Source organism: Mesorhizobium sp. ORM8.1 (assembly GCF_053005525.2).
Genome location: NZ_CM132600.1, coordinates 615,897 through 642,267 on the forward strand (window position 1 = coordinate 615,897; position 26,371 = coordinate 642,267).

Annotated in this window: 21 protein-coding genes and 3 pseudogenes; 6 read left to right on the plus strand and 18 right to left on the minus strand. The window is 63.7% G+C overall.

The annotated features are described in order from the left end of the window. Positions 1–72: 72 nt before the first annotated feature. Both rsmD and ACVDG8_RS03115 read right to left on the minus strand, forming a co-directional pair. On the minus strand, positions 73–627 hold the full coding sequence (gene rsmD / locus ACVDG8_RS03110; RefSeq protein WP_447253378.1) for a 16S rRNA (guanine(966)-N(2))-methyltransferase RsmD: 555 nt from the start codon (positions 625–627) through the stop codon (positions 73–75). Next, positions 624–2,734, minus strand: a pseudogene (locus ACVDG8_RS03115) (pseudouridine synthase). Before ACVDG8_RS03115 ends, rsmD begins: the two are co-directional and overlap by 4 nt. Before the next feature lie 180 nt (positions 2,735–2,914). Between ACVDG8_RS03115 and ACVDG8_RS03120 the strand changes: the two are divergent. Then, a complete protein-coding gene (locus ACVDG8_RS03120) occupies positions 2,915–3,367 on the plus strand; it encodes a nucleoside deaminase (protein WP_447253379.1) in 453 nt (150 codons plus the stop codon). 15 nt (positions 3,368–3,382) lie between these two features. Here the strand turns inward: ACVDG8_RS03120 and ACVDG8_RS03125 are convergent, their stop codons facing one another. The 4 genes and pseudogenes from ACVDG8_RS03125 to ACVDG8_RS03140 all read right to left on the minus strand — a co-directional run bounded on the left by ACVDG8_RS03125 (position 3,383) and on the right by ACVDG8_RS03140 (position 8,290). After that, a complete protein-coding gene (locus ACVDG8_RS03125) occupies positions 3,383–3,655 on the minus strand; it encodes a hypothetical protein (RefSeq protein ID WP_455707527.1) in 273 nt (90 codons plus the stop codon). Positions 3,656–3,663: 8 nt separating this feature from the next. Continuing rightward, positions 3,664–4,056: a hypothetical protein gene (locus ACVDG8_RS03130; RefSeq protein ID WP_455707528.1), complete on the minus strand. Its 393-nt coding sequence runs from the start codon at positions 4,054–4,056 to the stop codon at positions 3,664–3,666. A gap of 204 nt (positions 4,057–4,260) precedes the next feature. Next, positions 4,261–7,245: an isoleucine--tRNA ligase gene (ileS, locus tag ACVDG8_RS03135; RefSeq protein ID WP_447253381.1), complete on the minus strand. Its 2,985-nt coding sequence runs from the start codon at positions 7,243–7,245 to the stop codon at positions 4,261–4,263. A 248-nt stretch (positions 7,246–7,493) separates the two neighbouring features. Beyond that, positions 7,494–8,290, minus strand: a pseudogene (locus tag ACVDG8_RS03140) (MipA/OmpV family protein). A gap of 207 nt (positions 8,291–8,497) precedes the next feature. Between ACVDG8_RS03140 and ACVDG8_RS03145 the strand changes: the two are divergent. Continuing rightward, positions 8,498–9,052 (plus strand): HdeD family acid-resistance protein, encoded by a 555-nt coding sequence (locus ACVDG8_RS03145; RefSeq protein WP_447253383.1) that lies wholly within the window; start codon positions 8,498–8,500, stop codon positions 9,050–9,052. Positions 9,053–9,063: 11 nt separating this feature from the next. Here ACVDG8_RS03145 and ACVDG8_RS03150 read toward each other — a convergent pair whose 3' ends face one another. The 4 genes from ACVDG8_RS03150 to ACVDG8_RS03165 form a co-directional block, all read right to left on the minus strand. Next, positions 9,064–10,053: a phosphatase PAP2 family protein gene (locus tag ACVDG8_RS03150; RefSeq protein ID WP_455707529.1), complete on the minus strand. Its 990-nt coding sequence runs from the start codon at positions 10,051–10,053 to the stop codon at positions 9,064–9,066. Between the two features lie 179 nt (positions 10,054–10,232). Then, positions 10,233–10,478: a hypothetical protein gene (locus ACVDG8_RS03155; RefSeq protein WP_447253385.1), complete on the minus strand. Its 246-nt coding sequence runs from the start codon at positions 10,476–10,478 to the stop codon at positions 10,233–10,235. 178 nt (positions 10,479–10,656) lie between these two features. Beyond that, a complete protein-coding gene (locus tag ACVDG8_RS03160; protein ID WP_447253386.1) occupies positions 10,657–11,640 on the minus strand; it encodes a bifunctional riboflavin kinase/FAD synthetase in 984 nt (327 codons plus the stop codon). Positions 11,641–11,671: 31 nt separating this feature from the next. Beyond that, complete coding sequence (locus tag ACVDG8_RS03165; protein ID WP_447253387.1) at positions 11,672–12,532, minus strand: TIGR01459 family HAD-type hydrolase; 861 nt, start codon at positions 12,530–12,532, stop codon at positions 11,672–11,674. Positions 12,533–12,811: 279 nt separating this feature from the next. Here ACVDG8_RS03165 and ACVDG8_RS03170 point away from each other — a divergent pair. The 3 genes and pseudogenes from ACVDG8_RS03170 (at position 12,812) to ACVDG8_RS03180 (ending at position 17,629) form a co-directional block, all read left to right on the plus strand. Then, positions 12,812–14,742 (plus strand): annotated as a pseudogene (locus ACVDG8_RS03170) (pilus assembly protein TadG-related protein). Positions 14,743–14,933: 191 nt separating this feature from the next. After that, on the plus strand, positions 14,934–16,904 hold the full coding sequence (locus ACVDG8_RS03175) for a pilus assembly protein TadG-related protein (protein WP_447253389.1): 1,971 nt from the start codon (positions 14,934–14,936) through the stop codon (positions 16,902–16,904). A gap of 92 nt (positions 16,905–16,996) precedes the next feature. After that, complete coding sequence (locus tag ACVDG8_RS03180) at positions 16,997–17,629, plus strand: LysE family translocator (RefSeq protein ID WP_447253390.1); 633 nt, start codon at positions 16,997–16,999, stop codon at positions 17,627–17,629. Positions 17,630–17,672: 43 nt separating this feature from the next. Here the strand turns inward: ACVDG8_RS03180 and ACVDG8_RS03185 are convergent, their stop codons facing one another. Then, a complete protein-coding gene (locus ACVDG8_RS03185; RefSeq protein ID WP_447253391.1) occupies positions 17,673–18,497 on the minus strand; it encodes a DUF2189 domain-containing protein in 825 nt (274 codons plus the stop codon). A gap of 404 nt (positions 18,498–18,901) precedes the next feature. Between ACVDG8_RS03185 and ACVDG8_RS03190 the strand changes: the two genes are divergently transcribed. Beyond that, positions 18,902–19,438: a CAP domain-containing protein gene (locus ACVDG8_RS03190; protein WP_447253392.1), complete on the plus strand. Its 537-nt coding sequence runs from the start codon at positions 18,902–18,904 to the stop codon at positions 19,436–19,438. A 29-nt stretch (positions 19,439–19,467) separates the two neighbouring features. On the opposite strand, the gene ACVDG8_RS03195 is transcribed toward ACVDG8_RS03190, so the two are convergent. The 7 genes from ACVDG8_RS03195 to ACVDG8_RS03225 form a co-directional block, all read right to left on the minus strand. Next, positions 19,468–21,012 (minus strand): DHA2 family efflux MFS transporter permease subunit, encoded by a 1,545-nt coding sequence (locus ACVDG8_RS03195; protein WP_447253393.1) that lies wholly within the window; start codon positions 21,010–21,012, stop codon positions 19,468–19,470. Between the two features lie 404 nt (positions 21,013–21,416). Further along, a complete protein-coding gene (locus ACVDG8_RS03200; RefSeq protein ID WP_447253394.1) occupies positions 21,417–22,592 on the minus strand; it encodes an HlyD family efflux transporter periplasmic adaptor subunit in 1,176 nt (391 codons plus the stop codon). Next, complete coding sequence (locus ACVDG8_RS03205; RefSeq protein WP_447253395.1) at positions 22,589–23,062, minus strand: MarR family winged helix-turn-helix transcriptional regulator; 474 nt, start codon at positions 23,060–23,062, stop codon at positions 22,589–22,591. The genes ACVDG8_RS03200 and ACVDG8_RS03205 overlap by 4 nt, the downstream gene beginning before the upstream one ends. Positions 23,063–23,128: 66 nt before the next feature. Then, entirely contained in the window at positions 23,129–24,112 is a 984-nt protein-coding gene (locus ACVDG8_RS03210) for a FecCD family ABC transporter permease (protein ID WP_447257214.1), read from the minus strand. Positions 24,113–24,144: 32 nt separating this feature from the next. Next, on the minus strand, positions 24,145–25,092 hold the full coding sequence (locus ACVDG8_RS03215) for an ABC transporter substrate-binding protein (RefSeq protein ID WP_447253396.1): 948 nt from the start codon (positions 25,090–25,092) through the stop codon (positions 24,145–24,147). A gap of 31 nt (positions 25,093–25,123) precedes the next feature. Continuing rightward, positions 25,124–25,912 (minus strand): ABC transporter ATP-binding protein, encoded by a 789-nt coding sequence (locus ACVDG8_RS03220; protein WP_447253397.1) that lies wholly within the window; start codon positions 25,910–25,912, stop codon positions 25,124–25,126. Then, a complete protein-coding gene (locus ACVDG8_RS03225) occupies positions 25,909–26,295 on the minus strand; it encodes a DUF1636 family protein (protein WP_447253398.1) in 387 nt (128 codons plus the stop codon). The genes ACVDG8_RS03220 and ACVDG8_RS03225 overlap by 4 nt, the downstream gene beginning before the upstream one ends. Positions 26,296–26,371 lie beyond the last annotated feature (76 nt).

Below are 26,371 nucleotides of genomic sequence, written 5' to 3' on the forward strand. Positions count from 1 at the left end.
AGACGATAGGCAAGGTTCAACAGCGAGGCAAAGTGAATTGTTCGGCATTTTCGAGGCGCTGGCTGAAGCAATCTATCCGGCCTCGATAAAGCGGATGACCGTTTCGCCATAATTGCGTTCGTCCACCACGGAAAAATCGGCGCCCGCCTCAAACGGCGCCGAGGCAGCTTCCTCAACGATGCAGAGCGCGCCGGGCAAAAGCCAGCCGCCGGCTTTCGCCGAGCGCAGCGCAAGCTCGCCAAGCCCTTTGCCGTAAGGCGGATCGGCAAAGACCAGGCTGAAGGGCGAAAGCGTGCCCGCTTCACCCAAGCCGGTGGCGTCGCGGCGGAATATCTTGGTTCGGCCGGTCAAGCCGAAGGCCTCGACATTGTCGCGGATCAGGCCGCGACCCTCCGCCGATTCCTCGATGAAGACGCAGTAGGAGGCGCCGCGCGACAGTGCTTCCAGCCCCAGCGCGCCGGTACCGGCGAAAAGATCGAGGACGCGGCCGCCTTCGAGCTTGTCGGCGTAGCGATGCGCCAGGACGTTGAACACCGCCTCGCGGGTGCGGTCGGTGGTCGGGCGGATGGCATTCGAACGCGGCGTCGCCAGCGGACGCCCGCGCAACTCACCACCGACGATTCTCATCTTGCCCTGGGGCCCTTGGGGCCACGCGGCCTGTCGTTGCCGCCTTCTGGGCGCTCGCCACGCGGCTTGCCGAACGGCTTGGCGCCGCCAGGTTTGCCGCCGGGCTTGCCATAAGACGGCTTGAACGAAGCCTTGCGCGCCTTCGCCTCGGCCGCCTTGGCGGCATCCGCTTCCGCCCTGCCCTTGCCGATCGGACGCGCGCCGGGCGCCATCCAGACATTGGCCTTGCGCTGTCCAGGCGGCTCGATCGGCCGCTGCTCACGCTCGGATTTCTTAGCCCCGAAACGCGGCTTGTCACCAAAGCCGCCACGCGGCTTGTCACCAAAGCCACCGCGAGGCTTATCGCCAAACCCACTGCGTTCGGGTTTTTCACCGCGCTCGCCAAATGTCCGTTCTGGCTTCGTCGAGAGCTTGCTCAGCGCCTCGTCGCGGCTGCCTTCGCGGCGCTTGCGCGCCTTGATCAGCCCGCCCTCGCCGATCGGTCGGTGGTCGCCGTCGCGCGTGAATTTCGGCCTGTCGGCCTCTTCGTGGCGCGGCGGCGCGCTGCCGCGCACTGGCTTGTTGGAGAACGGTTTTTGGATCTCGGCATCGAAATTGGCGCCGGACTCCTCAATGAGGCGCTCGCCGAGCTGCTCGCGCAGCACGCGGCCCTTGATCTCCAGCACGTGCCCGTCGGGCAGGTCGTCCAGCTGGAACGGCCCATAGGAGATGCGGATCAGCCGCGTCACGTCGAGGCCGAGCGAGCCGAGGATGTTCTTCACCTCGCGGTTCTTGCCTTCGCGCAGGCCGATCGTCAGCCAGGCATTGCTGCCCTGCTCACGGTCGAGCGACGCTTCGATCGACCCGTAGAAGACGCCGTCGACGGCGATGCCCTCGCGCAGGCCGGCCAAGGTGCTTTCCTCGACCTTGCCATGGACGCGCACGCGGTAGCGCCTGAGCCAGCCGGTGGCCGGCAGTTCGAGCACCCGCGACAGGCCGCCATCATTGGTGAGAAGCAGCAGGCCTTCGGTGTTGATGTCGAGCCGGCCGATGGTCATCAGCCTTGGCAGGTCGGCCGGCAGCACATCGAACACGGTCTTGCGGCCTTCGGGGTCGCGGTTGGTGGTGACGACACCCGCAGGCTTATGGAACAGGAACAGCCGCGTGCGCTCGATCGGCGGGATCTCGGTGCCGTCGAGATGGATGATATCGGCGGTGCTGACGTTGAAGGCAGGCGAATCCAGCACCTTGCCGTTGACCTTGACGCGGCCGGCAGCGATCAGTTCCTCGGCATCGCGGCGCGAGGCGATGCCGGCGCGCGCCAGCCGCTTGGCGATGCGCTCGCCGGCTTCCGGTTCTGCATCGGCGGGACGCGGGCGCGGCTTGAAATCGCCCGGCTTTCCCTGCGGCCGGTCGCTGCTGAAGTCGCGCTTGGGCCGTTCGGCGAATGCAGGGCGATCATCACGTTTCGGCCTGTCGGCAAAATCGCGCTTCGGTCTGTCGGCGAAATCGCGCTTGGGGCGGTCAAACCGCCTCTCGCCGCGCTCGCTCTCGGTTGCCGCCGGGCGATCGCCGCGCGGTGCGAAGGGCTTGCCTTCACGCTTCTCGAAGGGTTTGCCGTCGCGCGGGGGCCCTTGCGGAAAGGTTTTTCGCCGCCATCAGCGCCCACTTCGCGCGGCTTGTAGCTGCGCTTGAAGTCGCGGCGCTCGCCATCGGCGGCCATCGGCCGGTCACCGCGCGGCGCGTAGGGCTTGCGCGGGCCGTCGCGCTTCTCGAACGGCTTGCCGTCGCGAGGCGGGCCTTTGCGAAATGGCTTTTCGCTGCGCTCGCCATCGGCGGCCATCGGTCGGTCACCGCGCGGCGCGTAGGGCTTGCGCGGGCCGTCGCGCTTTTCGAACGGCTTGCTCTCGCGAGGCGGCCCCTTGCGGAAAGGCTTTTCGCCGCGCACGCCATCGGCGGCCATCGGCCGGTCACCGCGCGGTGCGTAGGGCTTGCGCGGGCCGTCGCGCTTTTCGAACGGCTTGCTCTCGCGAGGCGGCCCCTTGCGGAAAGGCTTTTCGCCGCGTGCCGCCGGTTTCGATCCGCCTTTGCGCGGTCCCCGCGAAGATTTCTTGTCGTTGTCGTCCATTGGTCAGGCTCTTCTTAAGCTGCTACAGCGCCACGCGCCCTTTCGGACAGTCAACGAAGGCAGTGTCATTTGATTTTGCGCATCTGTCTGCGCTGCAAAAACCGATTCCGGTTTTCAGGGTCTCGCGCTAGATAACAGGATCACTGCCGGGTGGCGAGGAGTAATCGAAATGGAAACCGCGTGAAACGGCCGGATTTCATGGCGTTGGCGCTCGAAGAGGCCGAGGCGGCGGCGAGGCGTGGCGAAGTGCCGGTCGGCGCGGTCATTGCCAGCGGCAACACGCTCGTCGCCAAAGCCGGCAACCGCACGCGTGAGCTCGCCGATCCGACCGCGCATGCCGAGATGCTGGCGATCCGCGAAGCCTGCCAAAAACGCGCCAGCGAGCGCCTGACTGGCCACGATCTTTATGTGACGCTGGAACCTTGCGCCATGTGCGCCGGCGCGATCTCGTTCGCCCGGCTGCGGCGGCTTTACTTTGGCGCGACCGATGAGAAAGGCGGCGCGGTGGTGAACGGCGGGCGTTTCTTTGCCTCGCCCACCTGCCATCACACGCCCGATATCTATCCAGGCATCGGCGAAAGCGAAGCCGCCCTTGTCCTCAGGGATTTCTTCCGCGAAAGACGGGAAAGCTAGGGCGCCCAGCTGGTTCTAGAGGCCCAGCCAGTCGAACCAGCCGCCCTTCTTGCCTTCCGCCTGCGCCTTGATGCGACGCTGCTTCTTGTACTCGTCCTCGCCAAGTTCGTTCTGCGGCGCGTCGGCGGAAGCCTGGCGATAGGCGAGCGGCGGCTCGCTCAGATATTTGCGCTGGGTCGGATCGCCCTGCTTCTGGTCGGCCAGGCGGCGCTGGATCTCGGCGGCACGGGCAGGGCTGGAATCTGCCGGCGTCCAGGCCGGCGGGTGGCTAGAGCCCGATTCGGCCATAGCCTTCTTCACCGCCTCCGGATCGGTTTGTACGTCCTCGACCGCTTCCGGCTGGTAATTCGGATCGTTCTGGTGCGCGGTAGCGTCGGCGCGGATGCGGGCGCGACGCGCCTCGGGCGATCCGGGCCACTCGGTGCTCGCCGTCTCGATGCTCGGCTGCGGCGTCGGCAGGCTTCCTTTTGGCCCGGCGCGGGCTTCACCAGCTCCGGACGCGGCTTGTAGTCGATTGGATCGCGGCGCTTCGGCGTGATCGTCGCGGCGCCGGAAACATCGTCGAAGAGCTGCGCGGCGGCGGTCTTGTCGGTGCCGTAGGTCGGCGAGCCCATGCAGCCCGACAATGCGATGGCCGATACCACAAGCGGCGCCAGCAGCGCGGCGCGCGCAAACGTTCTGTCGGTCATGCCAAAAAGTCCCACTCTAACAGCCTTTCGGTCGCCACCGGCCAAGGGCACGGTCCCCTTATTCCCCGCACATGCGACGGAAATCCGGCGAGAATTTGTCTGCCGGAGTTTGGCGTGTTTACCTCAACCACTTATTAAGGGCAACGCGCGGGCGGATTTGCGCCGCCCGGCGTGGCATTTGTGCACCGGCTTGTAAACCCGTGCTCACAGCCGTCCCAATGCTTTCAGCTCATGCAAGACAGCGGCATCACGGGCCGAAACATCCGGAAATTCCGGGTCCTGCCCAACATCAGCGGTGTAGCGCCAGGAACGCGCGCATTTAGTGAGCCCGCGATCCTCGGCCTTCGCTATCGTGACGGCGACGCCCGGAACCTCTCGCAGCGCAAAGGCACCGACCGGCACGTCGTCGTGCGAAATGACTAGATCGCTCGTGATGCTGATTTCAGCCAAGTCGGTCCCCGACAGGGCTTCCTCCAACACCGCGTCGGTCATGTAGACGATCGGTACGGCTTCCAGGGACGAGCCGATGGTCTTACGGGCCCGTTCTAGTTCCAGAGCCCCGGTGATGACGCTCCGCACCTGGCGGACCTTGCGCCATTTCTCGGCCAGCGCCTCATCGCGCCAGTTTTGCGGGATCGCCGGGAACTGATCGAGATGCACCGACACGGCGTCGGGATGACGGTCGAGCCAGGCCTCCTCCGTGGTGAAGGGCAACATCGGCGCCAACCACTTCACCAGGCATTCGAACAGATGCCGCACCACTTGCACGGCCGCCTTGCGGCGCAAGCTCGACGGCCCATCGCAGTAAAGCGCGTCCTTGCGGATGTCGAAGTAGAAGGCCGACAGCTCGACCACCATGAAGTCGATCAGCGTGCGGGTGATGCGCTTGAACTCGAAGGCGTCGTAGCCCTGGCGCACGACCTCGTCGAGCTCCGACAGCCGATGCAGCATCAGCCGCTCCAGCTCCGGCATCTTCGCCAGCGGCACCTCCTCGCCATCGTCATGGGAAAGCGTGCCCAGCATCCAGCGGATCGTGTTCCTCAGCTTGCGGTAGGCGTCGATGTTGGTCTGCAGTACGTTTTTGCCGAGCCGCTGGTCTTCCCAATAATCGGTCGTCACCACCCAGAGCCGCAGGATATCGGCACCCGACTGCTTGATGACCTCCTGCGGAACCACCGTGTTGCCGAGTGATTTCGACATCTTGCGGCCTTCCTCGTCCATGGTGAAGCCATGGGTGATGACCGTTTCGTAAGGCGCCCTGCCCCTGGTGCCGCAGCTTTCGAGCAGCGAGGAGTGGAACCAGCCGCGATGCTGGTCGGAGCCTTCGAGATAGACATCGGCCGGCCATTTGAGGTCGGGTCGGTCCTCCAGCGTGAAGACATGCGTCGAGCCGGAATCGAACCAGACGTCGAGGATGTCTCTCACCTGGTGCCATTTCGTGGCGTCGTGATTGCCGAGGAAGCGCTCCTTGGCGCCGTCGGCGAACCAGGCGTCGGCGCCTTCCTTCTCGAAGGCGTCCATGATGCGCTGGTTGACGGCATCGTCCTTCAGCACATTGCCATCGACGTCGGCGAAGACGGCGATCGGCACGCCCCAGGCGCGCTGGCGCGACAGCACCCAGTCCGGGCGTTCCTCGATCATGGCGCGGATACGGTTCTGGCCCGCAGCCGGCACGAAACGCGTGTCGTCGATGGCCTTCAGCGCGCGGCTGCGCAGCGTCGAGCCGTCGCCGAGGTCCTTGTCCATATGGACGAACCATTGCGGCGTGTTGCGGAAGATGATCGGCTTCTTCGAGCGCCAGGAATGCGGGTATGAGTGCTTCAGCCGGCCGCGCGCGAACAGCGCGTTGCGCTTGATCAGCTCGTCGATCACCGCCTGGTTGGCGTTGCCCTTCTTGCCGTTGTCGTCGATGACGCGCGCGGCGCCGCCTTCGCGGTCGGGACCGAAGCCCGGCGCATCCTTGGTGAAGAAGCCGGCGTCGTCGACGGTAAACGGGATCGTGGTGTCGACGCCGCGTGCTCTCAGATCAGCGGCGGCATCCATCCAGGCGTCGAAGTCCTCGCGGCCGTGGCCGGGCGCGGTGTGGACGAAGCCGGTGCCGGCATCGTCGGTGACATGCTCGCCGGCAACCATCGGCACGGGGAATTCATAACCGCCGCCGAGGCCCTTGAACGGATGCGAAAGCGTAAGGCTTGCAAGCTGTTCCACCGAGACGCTGTGAAGTCTGTCCAAGCTGACTTTGGCCTTGGCGGCGCATTCCTCGGCCAGTGCGTCGGCAAAGATCAGCTTCTCGCCGGGCTGCGGGCCAAAGGCATTCTCGGCCGCCGTCACCGCATAGAGACCGTAGGCGACGCGCGGTGAATAGCTGACGGCGCGGTTGCCGGGGATGGTCCAGGGCGTGGTGGTCCAGATCACGACATGCGCTTCGAGAAGATCGAGCGCGGTTCCGTCCAGGGCCGGCGCGGCATCCGTGCCGGCCACCGGCTGGGCGAGGCTCGCAACCGGGAACTTCACCCAGATCGTGTCGCTCTCATAATCCTGGTACTCGACCTCGGCCTCGGCGAGCGCGGTGCGCTCGACCACGCTCCACATCACCGGCTTCGAGCCGCGATAGAGCTGGCCCGACATGGCGAATTTCAACAGCTCGCCGGCGATGCGCGACTCGGCATGAAAAGCCATGGTTGTATAGGGGTTCTTGAAATCACCGATGACGCCGAGGCGCTGGAACTCGCCGCCCTGCTCCTTGATCCAATGCGAGGCGAAGTCGCGGCATTCCTTGCGGAACTCGTTGACCGGCACCTCGTCCTTGTTCTTGCCCTTGGCGCGGTATTGCTCCTCGATCTTCCATTCGATCGGCAGGCCATGGCAATCCCAGCCCGGCACGTAATTGGCGTCGTAGCCGCGCATCTGGAAGGAGCGGTTGATGACGTCCTTGAGGATCTTGTTCAGCGCGTGGCCGATATGGATGTTGCCGTTGGCGTAGGGCGGGCCGTCATGCAGCACGAATTTCTCGCGGCCGGCGGCCTCCTCGCGCAGCTTGCGGTAGAGGTCCATGTCCTGCCAGCGCTTGACCAGCACCGGCTCCTTCTCGGGCAGGCCGGCGCGCATCGGGAAATCCGTCTGCGGCAAATAAAGCGTTTTGGAATAGTCGATCGTCGCGGACGTATCGGTGGTCGGTGTATCGGTCATTGATCTGCCATCTCAAGATACCCGGCGGTAAAGCCTGGGTGTTCAACTATCATTTCCTTGAAAAAGCGCGAGGGACGCGCGCGGAAAGTCCCGGCGGCTCCGGCGGCGCTCAAGCCGCCCGGAACACCGGGCCCGTAATTCGTATCGCGATCGCGAAAAGGCGCGAAAAGCTCGTCATGGCGTGGCTTTTAGCGGATGGCGCGCCAGGAATAAAGCGCGGATTTCAGAGCACGAAGCCGCTTTCAGGCCTACATCGTGAAATTGAAACGATAGGTGGTCGAGACACCGAACATCCACTGGTTGCGGTCGCCGCGCTCCTGACCAGGCTGGAATCGGCCGCTGGCCCCATCAGGCGCGAATATTCGGTGAAGACGCTGGCCGTCATCGGCTCGGTCACCTTCCAGGTGATGGCGCCGCCGAGCCCAGTCGATTTCAGGCCGCCGCCAGGATGGTATTGGCTGAGGCCCGAGGCCGCCGCTTCCCTGGCGTTGACGCCGTAATAGGCGTCGAAATAGTTGGACGAGGCGAAGGACACGCGCGGGCCTCCGGAAATGCGGATGTTCGGCGTGATGTCGTAGAAGGCGTCGGCCGAGATGTCGGCGACGAAGCCGTTATGGGATCGGATGCCGTGCCTGAGTTCGGCGCGCGCCCTGACCCAATCCAGCGGATAGAACTCGAAGAAGCCGCCGGCCTCGCCGCCGAAGCGCACCGGGTCGAGGCCTTTCAACTCATCCTTGCTGTCACGATGGAACAGGAACTTGCCGGTCAGGCCGGCGCGCACGGAGCCGTCGTCGATCAGCGCCAGCGAGATGTTGTCGTTGCGCGAGGTGAAGCGCGCCTCGGGGCCGACCTTGCCGAGCGAGACGATCGGCTGGGCGCTGAACATATAGCGCTTGCCGCCCTCGAAATTCGGCGCGACCAGACCGGTGGCGCCGAGCGTCAGGTACCAGTCGCCGGAGATCCAGCTGCCCTCGCCGGCATTAGCTGCGGGCGTCATCAACAGGCCGGCTGCCAGCGCCAGCGGAATCGTCCGGACAATACGCATCCTTACCCCTTACGCGAAACACGCCGGCACGACCACCCGCCGACGCTCAAGCCATGGCTCGGACTCGGTAAAATTTGACTTAAAATCGGTAACATTGGCGATGCCGTAGCTGACTGTTTCGAACGCATGCCTTGCTGGACGGGCGAAGCCATCGGGATTACCTTCAATCACCCCGCCGCGCGCGGCCAATTCTGGAGGGAATAGGTCATGACATTACCAAGTGATGCCCTGAAAGGCGCGATTGGGCAGACGCGCGACAAATGGGGATGGTTCGTGGCGCTGGGCGTGTTGCTTCTGATCTTTGGCGGCATCGCATTCGGCAATCTGTTCATCGCCACCGTCGCCTCGGTCTATGTCGTCGGCTGGCTGATGCTGATGGCCGGCATCATCGAGATCATCCATGCCTTCGGCGTCAAGACCTGGGGGCGCTTCTTCTACTGGCTGCTGAGCGGCCTGCTTTATGCGGTCGCCGGCTTCTTCGCTTTCGACAACCCGCTGCTTGCCTCGGCGGTGCTGACGCTGCTTCTGGCCATCGCGCTGGTCGCTTCCGGGCTGCTGAGGGCCTGGGTCGCCTTCAATCACCGGCCCGAGCAAGGCTGGGGGTGGCTGCTCGTGGCGGCCATCATCACCATCCTGCTCGGCCTGATGATCGCCATGGGCTGGCCGGTCAACAGCCTCTGGGTGCTCGGCATCTTCCTCGCCATCGACCTGGTCTTCCAGGGCTGGAGTTTCATTGCCATCGGACTGGCGCTGAAGCGGTAGGCGGAGCAATCCTAAAATCGCCGTCGGCGAGATGTCCTTCGCCCGACCTCGTTTTTTTTGGTGTCAGCGACGGACAGGCCATGCCAACTGGGCCAGATCAAGCGCGATAAAACGGAAACGGTTGCCGTTACCCCAAGTATTGAAATCGCGGCTATAGCCAGCCCGGCGATAACATCCACCAGGTAGTGGTTGCCGTGTGTGATCGCGGCGACGGCCATGAGGATGTTCAAGGCCAAGAAGAAAAGTCGCGCGGGAAGCCTCAAATCCCAGGCTGCCCAGGCGCAGAGCAGCGCAACCGCTGCATGGACCGAAGGAAATGTAATGATCCCTTTTGCAGTGAGAGGCGACAAAACGAACTGAGCCTCGCTGCGAACGGCGTTGAAGTGGTCGAGGAAATAGAACCCGAAATGGGCGTTGATGTTGTGAAGCTGATCCTGCTGAACCCCATAAACCGCGTATGTCCCCAGGGCGGGGAACCAGATCGAGACAATCGATGAGACGTAGCAGATCACCGCGTAGGAAAGAACCATCGTATAACAGCGCTCGTACCGCCCGGTGGCTCCAAGGATAAGCGGCAACAAAAACAATTGCACGAGGAACGTGGAATACGCGTTGTTCAAGCTGTGAGCCAAAGCCGGCCAAGAATCCACGAACCCGATGAAGGTGAGCCAATTGAAGCCGATTGCCGCGTCGGTCCACACCAGCGCTTCATCCATAAGCGGCCGATTAAGTGATGCGGCCAGATAGGTGGAAGCAAGTATAGGCATTGCCATGAGCACGCCCAGCGCAATCGCTTCCAAAGGTGCCGCCAGGCGAAGCATCCCGCGCTTCCAACAATACAGGGAAGGAACGAAGAATATTGCGAAAAAATAGCCGACTTTTCCCAGGTCGGTGTAGACGAATGTGATTTTGCTGCACTGCAGCAAGACGACGACGGCGAGCGTCGATACGACTGCAAAGCATACCGTCAACAGACGTATCTCGTTCAAATTCTTATCCATTAGAAGCTTCTTATATTATACGCTATGCATATAAGTATGCTCCAATGTTGTTAAAAGTAAGCTACAATATAGTTGCAAAATTACGCAGTGGATGGATTTGCTTGCGTACGCAAGCCTGACTGCCGGCTGAGTTGAGCCGATCAAGAACAAGCCGGGTCCTGCTTTGGGTATCGTGCCAGTCAGTCCACGTTAAGAAGCGTCAGAGCGACCAGTGCCAGCGCGATGCCCAGATATTGCGCGGTCGACACTTCTTCCTTGAAGACGATCGCGCCGACCAGCACCGCGCCGGCAACCACGATGGTGTTGACCAGCGCGCTGGTCACGGCGAGGTTCAGCCGAGTATTGATGAAGGCGAAGGCGAAGTAGGACACCGGCGACAAAAGCATGACGACGGCGAGACTGCGGCCACTGCCGGTCTTACCCAATGTGCGCTCAGCCCGTCGCAGAGTATGAAAAGCGCGGCGCAGGCCAACACGACAGTCCAGACGGCCAGATCGATCTTCATCAAAGAGATTTGCATGCTTGCGCGTCCGCAGTCGGTGAACTGCTTCACCCAGCGTATAAGCCTTTGATCTAAGTCGCTGTGTCCGAAGGTGGCCTAGTCTAGAAGGCGATCGCGGCGTCCAGCTCCGAGAGCGGGCGCACGCCGGCGAGCAGCGCCCGCGCCTCCACCTCGTCCTGCTTGATCTGCGCCACAAGCGCATCCAGCCCATCGAACTTCAGCTCGGGCCTCAGGAAACCGAAGAACGAGACCTGGCAGACCTCGCCATAGAGGTTGCCGGAAAAGTCGAAGACATAGGTTTCGAGCAGCGGCGCGCCATTGTCGTCGACGGTCGGGCGGCGGCCGAAACTGGCGACGCCGTCATGAAGCGTGCCGTCGGCACGGCGGAAGCGCACGGCATAAATCCCTTCCTTCAGCGCCGCTTCCGGTGAAAGCCGCATATTGGCGGTCGGGAAACCCAGCGTGCGGCCAAGCTTTTGACCGCCGATCACCTCGCTCTCGACGGTGAAGCGATAGCCGAGCAGGCCGGCCGCTTCCTCGACCTTACCCTCGGCAAGCAAAGCGCGGATGCGGCTCGAGGAGACCACCTCGGCGCCCTCGTCGCGAAAAGCGTCGACCAGGGTCACGCCGAAGCCATGACGCGCGCCGGCCGCCATCAGGAAGGCCGGGCCACCCTGGCGATCCTTGCCGAAATGGAAGTCGAAGCCGGTGATGGCGTGGTGGATGCCGAGGTTCTTCTCCAGCACGTCGGTGACGAAAGCCTCGGCGGAAAGCGCTGCAAAGTCGCGCGTGAACGGCTGTTCGACCAAAGCGGCAAAGCCGAGCTCGGCGAGCAGCCGCGCCTTCATCGGCGGCGGCGTCAGGACGAAGAGCGGCACGTCGGGCTTGAACACCTTGCGCGGATGCGGCTCGAAGCAGAGCACCAGGGCCGGCACGCCGTCGCGGCGGGCTTCCGCCAGCGCGCGCTCCAGCACCGACTGGTGGCCACGATGGACCCCGTCGAAATTGCCGATCGCCACCACGCCGCCGCGCAGATGCGCCGGCAGCGGTGCGGTTGCGGATATGCGTTCGAAAGCTTGCGTCATGTCGAAATGCCCGTCATGGCCAGGCTATACTCTATTGCAGCCGCGCAATGACGGCGACCGGCCGGTAACCGTGCTTGTCGAGAAAGCCCCGGAGTTTTTCGGGATCGGGCCGCAATGGATCGCCGTAGTCGCGGGCATGAATGCCGCCCGAGACGTAAAGAACGTCGAAGCCATTGTCGACCGCGCCCTTGACGTCGGTCATCATGCCGTCGCCGATGGCGAGGACCTCGTTGCGTTCGACGGCGCGGCCGAGCAGGCCCGCGACCTCCTTCATGGCGACATCGTAGATCGGCGCGAACGGCTTGCCGGCGATCAGCGTGCGGCCGCCGAGTTGCGCGTAGTCACGCGCCAGCGCGCCGGCGCACCAGATGGTGCGCTCGCCGCGCTCGACCAATATGTCGGGATTGGCGCAGATAAAGGGCAAATTGCGGGCGCGCAGCCGCTGCAGCAGCTCGGCATAGTCGGCGGGCTTCTCCACCTCGTCGTCATAGAGGCCGGTGCAGACGACGCCCGAGGCCTCGAACTCCTCGACGAGATCGACATCGAGCCCGTCATAGAGGGTGAAGTCGCGCTCGGGACCGATGTGGAAAATCTTCCTTGGCCCCTCGGCGATCAGGTCGCGGGTCACATCGCCCGAAGTGACGACGCGGTCATAGGCGTCAGTGGGAACGCCGATGACCTTCATCTGCGCAACCACGTCGGCGCTGCGGCGCGGCGAATTGGTGATCAGCACGACAGGCACATTGGTCGCGCGGGCCTTTGCCAGCGCCTCGGCGGCGGCGGGAAAATGCCATTCGCCATTGTGCACGACGCCCCAGACGTCGCACAGGATGGCGGCGTAGCGCTTCGACAGAGGGTCAAGCGAAGCGATGATGTCGGGCGAATCCGCCATTTCGTATCCTGATCCTTGATCCCGGGCAAAGCCGCAGCAGGCGTCCATCGCCGCGGCCGGCTCCGAATAACCGAAGCGCTTCATCCTGTCACCAGCTTTCCCGCGGCGCGCAGGCCGGGAACGACGTGCAGTGCCGGCCTTCGACAGGACACGGCCGGCACAAGGTTAACGGCTGGTCAAAAGACGACCCGATCTTGATGCTTTCGCAAGGTCTAAAATTTAACGATTTATGATCATGTTGGGACAGAAACTATAGGATCTTGGCGGGGGCTAAGGGCGTTGATCCGTAACTTTTTTCGCGACAGACGAGGCAACTATGCCTTGATGACGGCCATCACCATGGTGCCGTTGATGGGCGGCGTGGCGCTTGCGGTCGACTACACCGAGCTGGTGCGGCAGCGGCAGGAGACGCTGAATTCGCTGGATGCGGCTGGACTTGCCACCGCGCAGCAAATCGTGCTCGGCGCCACCGACGACGACGCCAAGACCTACGCCAAGAATTTCTTCGAGGCCAATCTCGGTCACGTTTTGCCGGCCAACACGACGCTCACCGTCACCTTGCCCAACAACAACGCCGGCGGCGGCACGCTGGTCCTCCAGGCGACGCTGCAATACCAGCCTTACTTCCTGCCGGCCGCTGTCGCGCTGCTTGGTGGAACCGTGGGGCAGACCACGCTCAACTTCTCGGCCAGGTCGAAATCCGCCTCAAGAACACGCTGGAGGTGTCGCTGGTGCTCGATAATTCCGGATCGATGACCGAGCTCGGCCACGGGTCGAACCTAGTGCGGTTCGACCTTCTGAAGAGCGCCGCCAAGCAGTTGGTCGACCAGTTGGCCGGCCAGGCACAGCTGATGAAGCAGGTTTCCAAGCCGGTTCAGTTCAGCCTTGTGCCGTTCGCCGCCTCGGTCAATGTCGGCCCGGCGAACGCCGATGCAAGCTGGATGGACAAAACAGGCGTCTCGCCACTCGACCAGGAGAACCTCGATTGGTCGACGCTTACCTCGGCCAACTCTCCCAACCAATATGCCGTGAAATCCGGCAGCAATTATTACGCAAAAGGTTCCGCCTGGGACCCGACGCAGCAGTTGGACCAGGTGCTGACGCGGTTTTCGATCTACAAGTGGATGAAGCGCATCTCGTCGTGCACCAAGAACTTGAGCGGCGTCTGCACATCCAACATCGTGTATGCGCCGATCGCGAGCTGGGGCGGTTGTGTCGAATCCCGCCCCTATCCGTACAACATCCAGGATACGGCCGCCTCGACCTCGACGCCGGCGACGATGTTCGTGCCGATGTTTGCGCCTGATGAGACCGACAATACGGATGGCAGCGGCCGGCCAGCAAACAACAATTGGCACGCCGACATAACGACGAGCTCCACCAACACGACGCGTCAGAAATATATGCCGAAATACTTCAATGCCGGCGTCGGCACCAAGGTGACGCCGGCCTACGGCATGAATGAAGGGCCGAACACCAGCTGCAGCACGACCCCAATCACGCCGCTGACCGACGTTTCGACCACAGCCGGCGCAACGACGGTGAAGACGGCCATAGACGCCATGGTCGATGTCGGCGCCACCAACGTGCCCGAGGGCATGGCCTGGGGCTGGCGCACGCTTTCCAGCACAGCGCCCTTCACCGAAGGCCGGCCGGAAACCCAAAAGGGCAACGACAAGGTGCTGATCGTGCTGACCGACGGCGCCAACACCTATTACACCCCGACGTCGGTCACCGCGCAAAGCTATTCGGGTTCGAACGCCAACAGCGGCGGCAATGACCTTGCCGGCAACAAGGCGATCTATTCGGCGCTCGGATATCTGGCCTATAGCGGTCAGAACATGCCGCTCAACAGCCCATACAGCTACGGCCGGCTGTTCCTTGGCACGAGCACCAGTGTCAGCAAAACCGATTATTCGAACGCCAACTACACCAAGGGAATGAGCGAGCACATGGCCACGCTTTGCGACAACGCCAAGGCCGCCAACATCATCGTCATGACCATCGCGGTCGACCTCGATTCCACCAACACGGCCGAAGCGGCGCAGATGGCCGCGCTGAAGACCTGCTCGTCGGACTCGCGCTTCCGCAAGGATCCGACCGATCCGACCAAGCCGGCAAAACTGTTCTGGAACTCGACCGGCGCCACGCTGTCCGATGACTTCAAGGCGATCGGCAACGAATTGTCGAACCTGCGCATCGTCAGCTGACCCGTAACGCAGCCTGCAAGAACGTCCTTTTTCGGGCGTTTTTCCTGCGTGCCATGCAGTAAGCCCTTGGTTTGGTTAGCGGTCGGTGAAGCCCGGAGCGCGCAATCGAGCAGTTTCCCAAACAGGTCTTTCAGCGTTTTGTGAAACTGTGGCTCAACTGCAAATCCGCCGGCGGGGGCCGCTTACCTGAAATGCGCAAATTCTGGCGTCAATTCTGCCGCGACCGCCGCGGCAACTATGCCCTGATGACGGCAATCGCCATGGTGCCCCTGATGGGCGCGGTGGCGATGGCGGTCGACTACAGCGAGCTCAGCCGTCAGAGACAGATGGTGCTGAACGCGCTCGACGCTGCGAATTTTGCCGCGGCGCGGCGGCTGGCCGAGGGCGCTACCGACGATCAGATCAGGGCTTACGCGGTCGACTTCTTCAACGCCAACCTCAACAATATCGACCCCGCCAACATCTCGCTCGACATAACTCTGCCCACCAACCAGGCCGGCGGCGGCCTGATGACGATGAGCGCGACGCTCAACTACCACCCCTATTTCTATCCGGCATCGGCACTGCTTGTCGGCGTGTCGTCAACCGACGCCAACAAGCCGATCAACGTCAGCGCCAGCTCCCAGGTGCGGCTGAAGAACACTCTGGAAGTGGCAATGGTGCTCGACAATTCGGGCTCCATGACCCTGAACGGAACGGGTTCGGGTGAGAAACGCATCGACCTGCTCAAGCAGGCCGCCAAGCAGCTCGTCACCACGTTGGCGCAGCAGGCAGCCCAGATCAAGCAGGTCGACAAGCCGGTGCAGTTCAGCCTGGTGCCCTTCGCCGCTTCCGTCAATGTCGGACCGGACAACGACAACGCTTCGTGGATGGACGTCTACGGGCTGTCGCCGATCGCCAACGAGAATTTCGACTGGTCGACGCTGAACGCCACCGACAAATACGCCCAGAAGATCAACGGCATCTGGTACAAGAAAGGCTCCGGCTGGGGCGACGAGGAAAACCAGGTTCTCAGCCGCTTCGAACTTTATCAGGACATGAAGGTGGTGACCAACCACGAGCGCGTCGCCGGCAGCGCGCGCACGGTCTGCGACACCTATCGTTCGAACCACACCTGCTCGCACAGCCACACGGAATATGATTACATCGACACCTACGGCCCGTTCGCCAGTTGGCAGGGTTGCGTCGAGGTCCGCCCCTATCCTTACAATGTCGACGACACGCCGGCCTCGGGCGGGCCCAACAACACCGGCATCGGCGTCGGCGATCCCGCCACCATGTTCGTGCCGATGTTCGCCCCGGACGAACCCGGCAACCATTGGAAAGTGACCCAGAACCCCCTCGAAGCAAATCCGGTGACTTATGGTGCGGCCAACAGCTGGTGGAACGACGACCCGTCGAGCACCACGGGCAAGACCAGGCAGTCGAACATGGCCAAGTATTTTCAGCCGCGGCCGATCGATGCCCCGGCGCTGAGCTCGGGCGCCGGCCCGAACTACAGCTGCACGACCACGCCGATCACGCCGCTCACCGACGTCACCACCACCGACGGACTGGCCAAGATCAACGCGGCGATCGACCTGATGCAGCCCAATGGCAACACCAATGTGCCGGAAGGCCTGGCCTGGGGCTGGCGCACGGTGTCGAGCGCGGAGCCCTTCACCGAGGGGCGGCCGGAAACCGAGCGCGGCAACGACAAGGTCGTCATCGTCCTTACCGACGGCGCAAACACCTATTCGACGGTCTATCCGGATCCGGCCGGCAACAAGTCGACCTATGCCGCCTATGGCTATACAGGCGTCGGCTACAACGGCACGTCGGTGACGCGCCTGTTCGGCGGCACGTCGAGCGCCATCGGCCAATTCAACTATTCGTCCAGCAACTACACCGCCGCGATGGACGAGCAGATGGCAAAACTGTGCGCCAACGCCAAGGCGGGCAACATCATGGTGATGACGGTGGCACTCGACCTGTCGACGAGTACGAGCGACCAGAAGGCGATGGCCGCGCTGAAATCCTGCTCGTCCGACTCGCGCTTCCGCAAGGATCCGACCGACCCCAGCAAGCCGGCCAAGCTCTTCTGGAATGCGACGGGCGCGACGCTCTCGGACAATTTCAAGGAAATCGCCAACGAGCTGTCGAATTTGCGCGTGGTTGGGTAGGCACGCGCTGGCGCAACGGCCAGCAGCGCCAAGCCCTTGCGCGCTTCAGCGAACCAGCGCACATCTGCCGCCGCGCTTTGCTGGAGCCATCGATGCCCGACGCCGCCAACCATCTGACCTTCGCGCTGATCTGCCTCGGCATGGTGCTGACGCCGGGGCCGAACATGATCTATCTGATCTCGCGCTCGCTGTCGCAAGGACCGAAGGCCGGGCTGATCTCGCTCGGCGGCGTGGCGCTCGGTTTCCTGTTCTATGTGGTGTCGGCGGCCTTCGGCATCACCGCGCTCATCTTCGCCGTGCCTTATGCCTATGACGCGCTGCGCTTTGCCGGCGCGCTCTATCTGTTGTGGCTGGCCTGGCAGGCGCTGAAGCCCGGCGGGCGCTCGCCCTTCCAGGTCCGCGAGTTGCCCAGGGACAGGCCGCGCAAACTGTTCGTCATGGGGCTGATGACCAACCTGCTCAACCCGAAGGTGGCGGTGCTCTATCTGTCGCTCCTGCCGCAGTTCATCAATCCGGCCACGGGCCATGTCTTGTCGCAATTGCTGGTGCTCGGCGTGACGCAGATCACGATCAGCCTGACCGTCAACGCCATCATCGCGGTGACCGCGGGCTCGATCGCCAGCTTCCTGGCCGGACGGCCGTTCTGGCTGGTCGTCCAGCGCTGGATGATGGGCACGGTGCTGACGGCGCTGGCGCTGAAGATGGTCACAGAGGCGCAGCGCTAGGGGACCTCAGTCTCAACGCAGCCCAATGGCGAGCCGTCAGACCTTACATCGGCCGCCGGACAGGCCGGATCTGCTCCGGCTCGACCAGCTTGCGGTAGAGATGCCAGGTCGCGTGGCCGAGGATCGGCATGACGACGGCAAGGCCGGCAAACAGCGGGATCGAGCCGACCACCAGAAGCACCGCCACCGTCAGGCCCCACAGCGCCATCTGCAATGGATTGGCCATGACGGCGCGAGCGGAAGTCTCGATCGCCGAGACGGCGCCGACATCGCGGTCGAGCAGCAGCGGGAAGGCAACGACCGTGGTAGCAAGCACCACGACGGCAAAGACAAAGCCGGCGGCATTGCCGATAAGGATCAGCGTCCAGCCCTTACCGGTGGTCAGCACATCGCGCAGGAAGGCGCCGACGGAGGCCGGCGGCTCGGTTCCGAACAGGCTGGTGTAGATCGACTGCGCGGTGAACAGCCAGAGCAGGAACAGCGCGAAGAGCAGTATGCCGATCACCGCGATCGACGGCAGTGCCGGCGAATGGCGGACATCGAGCGCATGGTGCCAGTGGCTGTTCATGCCGAGCTCACGCCGGCGGCTGATCTCATAAAGGCCGATGGCCGCGAACGGGCCGATCAAGGCGAAACCGGACATCAGCGGATAGACGAGCTGGATGGCGTTGGAGCCGGACGTCCATTGCGTCAGGATCAGGCCGACGATGGGATAGATCAGGCACAGGAACACATAATGCGAGGGCTTCGCCCAGAAATCCTCGGCGCCAAGCTTGAGCGAGTCCCAAAGATCCGTGGTGGTGATATGGCGCACCGTGGGCTGCACATGCATCCCGTGCGCGTCCGCCATGACATGAAAACCGGTCATAACCGTCCTCCGTTTGTCAACGCATAGCCCCCGAAAACCGGAACGGTTTTCGTGAAAGGACCATGCGCCAGACCAAAGCGGGGCGGTCACCGCCTGATGATGGCCGCCCGTGGCTGCCACTTCAAGAACGGTGCGATCATAACCGATCTTCCGCGAAAAGTCGTCGCATCACGGGATTTTCATCGACGGGCTAAGGCCTTCACCCCGTATACGGGGTGAAGGTGCCCGAAGGGGCGGATGAGGGGCAGCGCCGGCCTTGACGTTGCGGGCCAATCCGAAGCCTGGCGCCGCCCTCACCTGCCTGCCGGCATCCTCTTCCAAGCGAGATGTGGTGCGGCATTTCCAGGCCTCTGTCATCGAATCGGGCTAGCGGATGATTTTCACCGCCCTGCCCGGCAAAAGCCATGATCGCCGGTATCAGAGACCGCATGATCTCATCGACCGCCTCCTCGTCGCCACGCAGTCTCAACCGCCGCACACTGCTCAAGGCGGCAAGCCTGACAGCGCTTGCCGGCATCGCTGCCTGCAGCACGGTCACGGTGCCGACCGGAGAAGGTGCCGGCGTCTCCTCCTCCGCCACGGCGACGCTGGCGGGTATCCGCAGCGGCGCCAGCCTGCCGGCGCTGTTGCCGGACGCCCAGCTCGAACAGGCCGCGCTGCAGCAGGCCGGCTACATGGCCTCGCGCGAACGCATGAGCCACACCACTAGCTGGGGCAAGGATTTTGCTTCCCGCATGCAGGACAATGGCGTGCGCGGTGCCGCGGCCGAAAACATCGCCGAGGGCCGCTTCGACCAGCAGAAACTGTTCGACATCTGGATGCATTCGGCCGGCCACCGCCGCAACATGCTCGATCCGGATTTCAGCCGCTTCGGCCTCGCTTATGTGCGCGACGGCCGCGATCCCGCGCTCCGTTACTGGTCGCTGGTGCTCGGCAGGTAGTGCCGCGGCAATCTCCCTCGAGCGGGAGATTACACCACTTCTTCAATCCATGTGCGCGGCCGGCGCGCCCCGGCTGGCGCGGCCTTGGGCTTGCGCAGCAGGATCACGAACGGGATCGCGGCCAGCGTCATCACCATCAGGAGTTTGAAGTCGTTGATGTAGGAGATCATCATCGCCTGGAGGTTCAGCGCACGGTCGACCTGCGAAAGTGCAGCGGGATCGCCGGCCGCTGCCGCAGGCGAGGCGGCCCACAGGTTCGGATTATACGGGTTGATGAAGGACGACAGCTCGGTGTGGTTGATCTGCGTGTTGCGCACCATCAGCGCCGCAACCACCGACACGCCGATCGAGGAGCCGAGATTGCGCACCAGGCTGAACAGCGAGGTGGCGTCGGTGCGGTAGCGCGCGTCGAGCGTGACGAAGGCGATCGTCGACAGCGGCACGAACACCATGCCCATGCCGAGGCCCTGGATGACACCGGAGGAAACGATCAGCCAATTGTCCATCTGCGGCGTGAAGCTCGCCATGGTGTAGAGCGACTGCGCGGTGAGCAGGAAGCCGATGGCGACGAGGATGCGCGCATCGATCCTGTGCATGATGCGGCCCATGACCAGCATCGAAATCATCGTGCCGATGCCGCGCGGTCCCAGCACGACGCCGATGGTGACGGTCGGGTAGCCGAAGATGGTGGCGAGCATCGGCGGCAACAACGACATCGAAGCCAGGATCAGCACGCCCATGACGAAGATGAAGCCAAGCCCGGTCACGAAATTTCGGTCGAGGAATATCTTGGGATCGATGAAGGGGCGCTCGGCCGTCACCGTGTGGATGATGAACACCCAGAAGCCGGTGAGCGATAGAGCCAGCTCGATCCAGATCTCGGCTGAGTTGAACCAGTCGACCTCGCCGCCGCGGTCGAGCAGGAGCTGCAGCGCGCCGACGCCGAGCGAGAGCATGGCGAAGCCGAAGAAGTCGAAGCCGCGCACCCGCTTGGCGATGACCGGCAGATAGGCGGCCATGCCGAGGAAGGCGACGATGCCGACCGGCAGGTTGATGAAGAACACCCAGCGCCAGTTGAAATTCTCGGTCAGCCAGCCGCCGAGCGTGGGCCCGAGGATCGGCCCAAGCATGATGCCGGCGCCCCAGATGGCCATCGCCTGGCCATGCCGTTCCTTGGGATTGATATCGAGCAGGAAGGTCTGCGACAGCGGCACGATGGCCGCGCCGAACACGCCTTGCAGCAGGCGGAACAGCACTATGGTCTCAAGGCTCCAGGCGAGCCCGCAGAGCATGGAGAAGATGGTGAAGCCGACGACCGAGACCAGAAACAATTCCTTGCGGCCGAGACGGTCGGCAAGCCAGCCGGTGACCGGCGTCATGATCGCCGCCGCCACGATGTAGGAGGTCAGCACCCAGTTGATGTTGTCGGGCGAAGCGCCGAGGTCGCCGGTCATGGTCGGCAGCGCGACATTGGCGATGGTGGTGTCGAGCGCCTGCATGATCGTGGCCAGCATCAGCGCGACCGTGATCAATCCGCGATGCGGCACTTCCTTGAAGGGTTCGGGCGTGCTCATGGTGCTGAACTTCCAGCAGGTAACAAAACCGTGTACACTAGAGCATGATGCCGAAAAGTGTGAAGCGGTTTTCGGACGACATCATGCTCTATCTCTTTGATTTAGAGACGGATTCAGATTTCAGGTCGAACAGACCTGAAATCATCCGGCTCTATTGGGTTTCCGGGCGGCATGCCTTCCGTTGAGAGACCTTCATCGCGGTGGGACGCGACTATCGATGCGGGGTTGCATCGACTGAAAGTCTCTGATGGAGCGGATGCCTGCCGCCCGGAAATCTAAGGACCGACAGGTCCGTGCCGAAGGTTTCAGTCTTGATCAAGCCGCAGCGCGGCTCACCCGTCTGATCCTCCACACTCCTCCGTCAGACCAATCCCCTGCTTCAACTCGTTACTTGCTTCAACTCGTTACTGGCCGGCCTCGCCGGCCGTGGCGTGACCGAAGATCGACGGCCAGCCGCGCGCCACGCCGGTGTCGACGGTGACGGTCGCGCTCATGCCGGTGCGCAGCGCCATTTTTGCATCCGGGTCGGTCAGTTCAAGGCGCACGGGAATGCGCTGCGTGACCTTGACCCAATTGCCGGTGGCGTTCTGCGCGGGCAGCAATGAAAACTCCGCGCCCGTGCCGGCGCCGATCGCCTTGACGGTCGCCTCGAAAGTTCTGCCCGGATAGGTGTCGACGACGATCTCGGCCTTCTGGCCCGGCTTCATGTTGGTAAGCTGGGTTTCCTTGAAATTGGCGTCGATCCAGGTGTCGCCGATCTCGACCAGCGCAAACAACGGCGTGCCGACCGAGACATACTGGCCGAGCTTGAAGGAGGCGGCCTGGTAGACGATGCCGTCGGCCGGCGCCTTCACCGTGGTCTGCGCAAGGTCGTAGGCCGCCTTGTCGCGCGCGGCCAAAGCCGCCATCACGCTCGGATGCTTATCGGTCTCGATGTCGGGGTTGCCGCCAAGCGCCGCCTTGGCGCTGACGATACCCTGCCCTGCGACGGCCAGCTGCTGCTTGGCCTTGTCGAGGTCGTTGCGGGCCTGATCGAGCGACGATTTGGCATTGATGCCCTTTTGCGCCAGATCGGCGGCGCGGTTATATTGCGACTGCGCGTAGTCGACCTCGCTGCTCGCCGACTTCTCCTGCGCCATCGACTGGCTGTAGGCGGCGCGCAGCTGTTCGACATTGAGGCGCGCGCCGGCAACCGCGGCGTCGGCCTGGGCCAGCGCTATGCGGTAGGGCTCGGGATCGATGATGAAGAGAAGATCACCCTGCTTGACCGTCTGGTTGTCGGCAATGCCGACCTGGACGATGCGGCCGGCCGTGTCGGAAACGACCGAAATCCTGGCCTGCTGCAGATTGGCGTTCTCGGTTTCCTGATAGCGGCCGCCGGTCACCCAAACATAAGCGCCGCCGGCAAGCAGCGCCAACGGCAAGGCGACCATCAAAAGCATGCGGCCGAGGCGGCGCTTCTTCCTAGGCGCTGCCGGCGCCGGCAGCGGCTCGGCCGCCACGGCGACGGGAGCAGCCGGCTGGGCCGGCGCTTCGAGCTTGGTTACGTTGTCGTCTTCTCTCTTGGCTGCCGCGCTCATGCCGCCGCTCCCTGCTTACCCGTTATCTCCAGGGATGCCTCGCCGTCCGTCAGGTTCTGCACGATCGTGTCCAGCACCCGGATCAGCACGCGCCGATCTTCCGGCGATACGCCGGTAAGCGATTGCTCATAGACCTCGCCGGCAAGGCTCTTGACGTCGGTGTAGGCGGCGGTTGTCTTTTCGGTCGGGAAGATCATGCGTACGCGCCGGTCGGTCGCGTCCTGACGACGCTCGATCCAGCCGCCCTCCTCCATCCGGTCGACGAGGCGCGAGACGCTGATCGGCTCGATTTCGAGCAGCTCGGCCAGCCGCGCCTGCGTGATGCCTTCCTCCTTGGCGACACGCACCATCAGACGCCATTGCGCCGACGACAGGCCAAGCCCGCGGGCGCGCGTCTCGAAACGCTTGCGCATCAGGCGTTGCACGTCGTGGATCAAAAATCCCAGTCTATCGATGCCATCTGAAACCATGAGCGATAGATATAATAAGCGTGCTTACTATTCAAGTGGGGGACGTTGCTCCAGAAGCCAAGGAAATCAAAGCCGGTTACGCATCAACGTTGTGACGACGAAGAAGGCGCCGAGCGAACTGGTGATGATGCCGATCGGCAATTCCTGCGGCGGCAGCAGCGTGCGGGCAATGAGATCGCTGGCCAGAAGGAGGATGGCGCCGAACAGCGCGCAGGCGACGATCAGGTTGCGGTGCAGCGGGCCCGAGAGCGGCCGGCTGAGATGCGGGATCATCAGGCCGACGAAGCCGATGACACCGGCGACCGCGACCAGGATGGCGGTGGCCAGGGCCGCGACGAGGAATGTGACTTTGCGCATGCGCGCGACCGGTACGCCCAGGCTTTCGGCAGCACTTTCGCCGGCCAGGAATGCATCGAAGCGGCGATGGTTCCACAGCCCGTAGACGAGGATGATGCCGGCGCCCAGCACGGCCAGGCCGATATTGTCCCAGCGCGCCAGGCCGAGCCCGCCCATGGTCCAGAACAGCACGGAATGGGCGGCGCGCTGATCGCCGGCAAAGACGAGATAGTTGGTCAAAGCGGTGAACAGGAACGATACGGCAAGGCCGGCGAGGATCATCCGCTCAGGGCCCTGCCCCCGCACCCGCGACACAAGCAGCAGCACGATCGCCGCCGCCAGTATGCCGCCGGTGAAAGCGGCGAGCGGCAGCGTCCAGATGCCGAACGTGTCGCCGAAGACGGTGATGACGGAAACCGCGCCCGCCGCGGCACCCGAAGAAAGGCCGAACAGGAACGGATCGGCGAGGTCGTTGCGGGTAACCGTCTGCAGCAGCGCGCCGACCACGCCGAGGCCGGCGCCGACCGCGATCGCCAGCAGCGTGCGCGGCAGCCTGAGGTCGACGACGATGCTGCCGACCGGGCCGGACGGGCTCTCGCCGCCCAGCCCGGCCGCGTGCGCCAGCGCGCCGATCACCTCGCGCAACGGTATCAGGGTCGAGCCATAGGCGATCGACGCAAGCGCCAGCGCGGCGAGCAACGCCGCGCCGAGCATGATCGACAGAGCAAACGATCGGTGGCGCAAGGTCAGAACGCTTCCGGGTGCATGGCCCTGGCGATCTTACCGATCGCCTCGATGTTGGCGGGGCCAGGCGTCAGCTCGGCATAGCGGAGCGCGACAAAGCGCTCGTTCTTGACCGCGCCCGTCTCCTTCATCGCCGGATGCGATTTGAGGAAATCGAGCAGCTTCTTGTAGCCGCCGCCATCCTGGTAATCGAGCAGGATCAGGAATTGCGGATTGCGCGAGGCGACCGTCTCCCAGTCGGTGTTGCCCCAGCTCGTTTCCATGTCGGCCATGATGTTCTCGCCCCCGGCGGCGGCTATCATGGCGTTGGGGATGGCGAACTTGCCGGCGGTGAAAGGCTTGTCCTCACCGGAATCGTAGAGGAAGACGCGCGTGCCCTTGCGGTCGCCGACCTTGGCGGTGATGTCTGCAAGCTCCGTCTTCCAGCCCGCGACAAGCTTTTCGGCTTCCGTCTCCTTGCCGAAAATCCTGCCGAGCTTCTCGACGTCGCCATAGAGCAGGTCCATCGAAGCGGCCGGCCGGTTCTTGTCGAGATGGACGCAGCTTTCCGTCAGCACCAGCGTCTTGATGCCATGCGGGGCGAGCGTGTCGGGCGTCACGTCGCCGCCCGGCTTCATGCCGTAATACCAGCCGGCGAAGAAGAAATCGGGCTGCACGGCAACAAGGTTCTCCACTGTCGGATATTTCGGCGCGAGTTCCGGGATCGAACCCTGCTCGGCCTTGAATTCCGGGCCGACCTTGTACCAACCGGTGATGCCGGTGAGCCCGACGATCGAGGGCTGCAAATGCAGCGCGAAGGCCATCTCGGTCATGTTGAGGTCGTGGATGACGGCGCGCTTCGGCGGCGCGTCGAAGGTGAGCGGCTCGCCGCAGCTGTCGACGGTGACCGGAAAGGCGAAGGCGGCGGACGCGACAAGCGAGAAGGCGAGCGACAAGGCGAGGCGTTTCACGGGCGTGGTGCTCCTTTTTGGATCGGCTGGTTCAGAAGGGTGAAGAGGTACGGTTGGGCAGGTCGAAGACAGTGAGCTCGCGATCCTCGGTCGGGTGCGGCAGGCGCAAGACGTCGATGCCGAACACGTCGCGGATGAGCGGCTGCGCCAAGGCCTCGCGCGGTGGCGCCAAGGCGTGCAGCCTGGCGCTGCTCATCACCGCCACGCTGGTGGCGAAGGGCGCGACCAGCGCAAGATCGTGCAGCACGGCGACGACGGTCATACTGAGCCTGGCGACAAGGTCGAGCAACTCGCCGCGGGCGCGCGGGTCGAGATGGTTGGTCGGCTCGTCGAGGAACAGGATTTTCGGCTGCTGCGCGATGGCGCGCGCAAGCTGGGCGCGCTGGCGCTCGCCGCCGGAGAGCGAGCCGATGCCACGCCCAAGCAAAGGCTGCAGCCCGGTGCGGCGCAACGCCTCGACAACGATGTCGCGATCTTCATGCCTGCGCCTCAGGCCCGCATGCGGCACGCGGCCAAGCTCGACATAGTCGATCAAAGCCAGCCTTGGATCAGGCTGGTCGGTCTGGCCGACGACGGCGATGCTCAACGCCCGTTCTGCGGTCGTGATCCGGTCCAGGCGGCGGCCGGACAGGCGCACCTCGCCGGCGCTCGGCCGCAGCGCGCCGCACAGCATGCGCAAAAGCGTGGTCTTGCCGGCGCCGTTGGGGCCGATGATGGCAAGGCGCTCGCCGACCGCCAGCGACAGGCTGACATCCTCGACCAGCACGCGACCGCTGGCCGTCGCGCTGAGATCATGGGCTTCGAGCAGCGGCGCGCTCATTTCACTTGCTGCCAAGCCCTGCCCTTGGCCGGGATGCGCGCCAGCGTCTTGCCGGCGAGCCGGGCCGGCCGCTGGCCGCAATTGCACCAGCCGTCGACGAGCGACGCATAGAGCCTGGCAAATTCGACCAGCGCGCCCGCATCGGTGCCGCTACCGACCGAGCCGAAGAGGTAGGAAGCCTTGCCTTGCGCCTGGAAGGCGGCGGTCAGCGGCCGCGTGCAGCCGGCCATGCAATCGACGGTCTCGATCGCGAAGAATGGCGCATCGTAACCGGGAAGCCTGGACTGTAGGACGGCGCACGGAGCTTCGCCGGAGCGGTGCCCGGTCACGGCATCGCGGCAAAGCGAACACACGATGATGCGATGGCTAGGGTCTTCCGACATTCCGTCACTTTCCAAAATCGCGACGGAAGAAAGCCGGACGGCCGACAGGGGCGCCCGCGTCTCCTCCCGGCACACC

Coding starts and splice junctions, on each gene's coding strand:
- ACVDG8_RS03130 (WP_455707528.1), bottom strand. CDS start 4,056: ATGACCGACAGAACGTTTGCGCGCGCCGCGCTGCTGGCGCCGCTTGTG.
- rsmD (WP_447253378.1), bottom strand. CDS start 627: ATGAGAATCGTCGGTGGTGAGTTGCGCGGGCGTCCGCTGGCGACGCCG.
- ileS (WP_447253381.1), bottom strand. CDS start 7,245: ATGACCGATACACCGACCACCGATACGTCCGCGACGATCGACTATTCC.
- ACVDG8_RS03185 (WP_447253391.1), bottom strand. CDS start 18,497: ATGACCGGTTTTCATGTCATGGCGGACGCGCACGGGATGCATGTGCAG.
- ACVDG8_RS03125 (WP_455707527.1), bottom strand. CDS start 3,655: ATGGCCGAATCGGGCTCTAGCCACCCGCCGGCCTGGACGCCGGCAGAT.
- ACVDG8_RS03175 (WP_447253389.1), top strand. CDS start 14,934: ATGCGCAAATTCTGGCGTCAATTCTGCCGCGACCGCCGCGGCAACTAT.
- ACVDG8_RS03190 (WP_447253392.1), top strand. CDS start 18,902: ATGATCGCCGGTATCAGAGACCGCATGATCTCATCGACCGCCTCCTCG.
- ACVDG8_RS03150 (WP_455707529.1), bottom strand. CDS start 10,053: ATGGATAAGAATTTGAACGAGATACGTCTGTTGACGGTATGCTTTGCA.
- ACVDG8_RS03225 (WP_447253398.1), bottom strand. CDS start 26,295: ATGTCGGAAGACCCTAGCCATCGCATCATCGTGTGTTCGCTTTGCCGC.
- ACVDG8_RS03210 (WP_447257214.1), bottom strand. CDS start 24,112: ATGCTCGGCGCGGCGTTGCTCGCCGCGCTGGCGCTTGCGTCGATCGCC.
- ACVDG8_RS03195 (WP_447253393.1), bottom strand. CDS start 21,012: ATGAGCACGCCCGAACCCTTCAAGGAAGTGCCGCATCGCGGATTGATC.
- ACVDG8_RS03165 (WP_447253387.1), bottom strand. CDS start 12,532: ATGGCGGATTCGCCCGACATCATCGCTTCGCTTGACCCTCTGTCGAAG.
- ACVDG8_RS03160 (WP_447253386.1), bottom strand. CDS start 11,640: ATGACGCAAGCTTTCGAACGCATATCCGCAACCGCACCGCTGCCGGCG.
- ACVDG8_RS03220 (WP_447253397.1), bottom strand. CDS start 25,912: ATGAGCGCGCCGCTGCTCGAAGCCCATGATCTCAGCGCGACGGCCAGC.
- ACVDG8_RS03145 (WP_447253383.1), top strand. CDS start 8,498: ATGACATTACCAAGTGATGCCCTGAAAGGCGCGATTGGGCAGACGCGC.
- ACVDG8_RS03205 (WP_447253395.1), bottom strand. CDS start 23,062: ATGGTTTCAGATGGCATCGATAGACTGGGATTTTTGATCCACGACGTG.
- ACVDG8_RS03180 (WP_447253390.1), top strand. CDS start 16,997: ATGCCCGACGCCGCCAACCATCTGACCTTCGCGCTGATCTGCCTCGGC.
- ACVDG8_RS03200 (WP_447253394.1), bottom strand. CDS start 22,592: ATGAGCGCGGCAGCCAAGAGAGAAGACGACAACGTAACCAAGCTCGAA.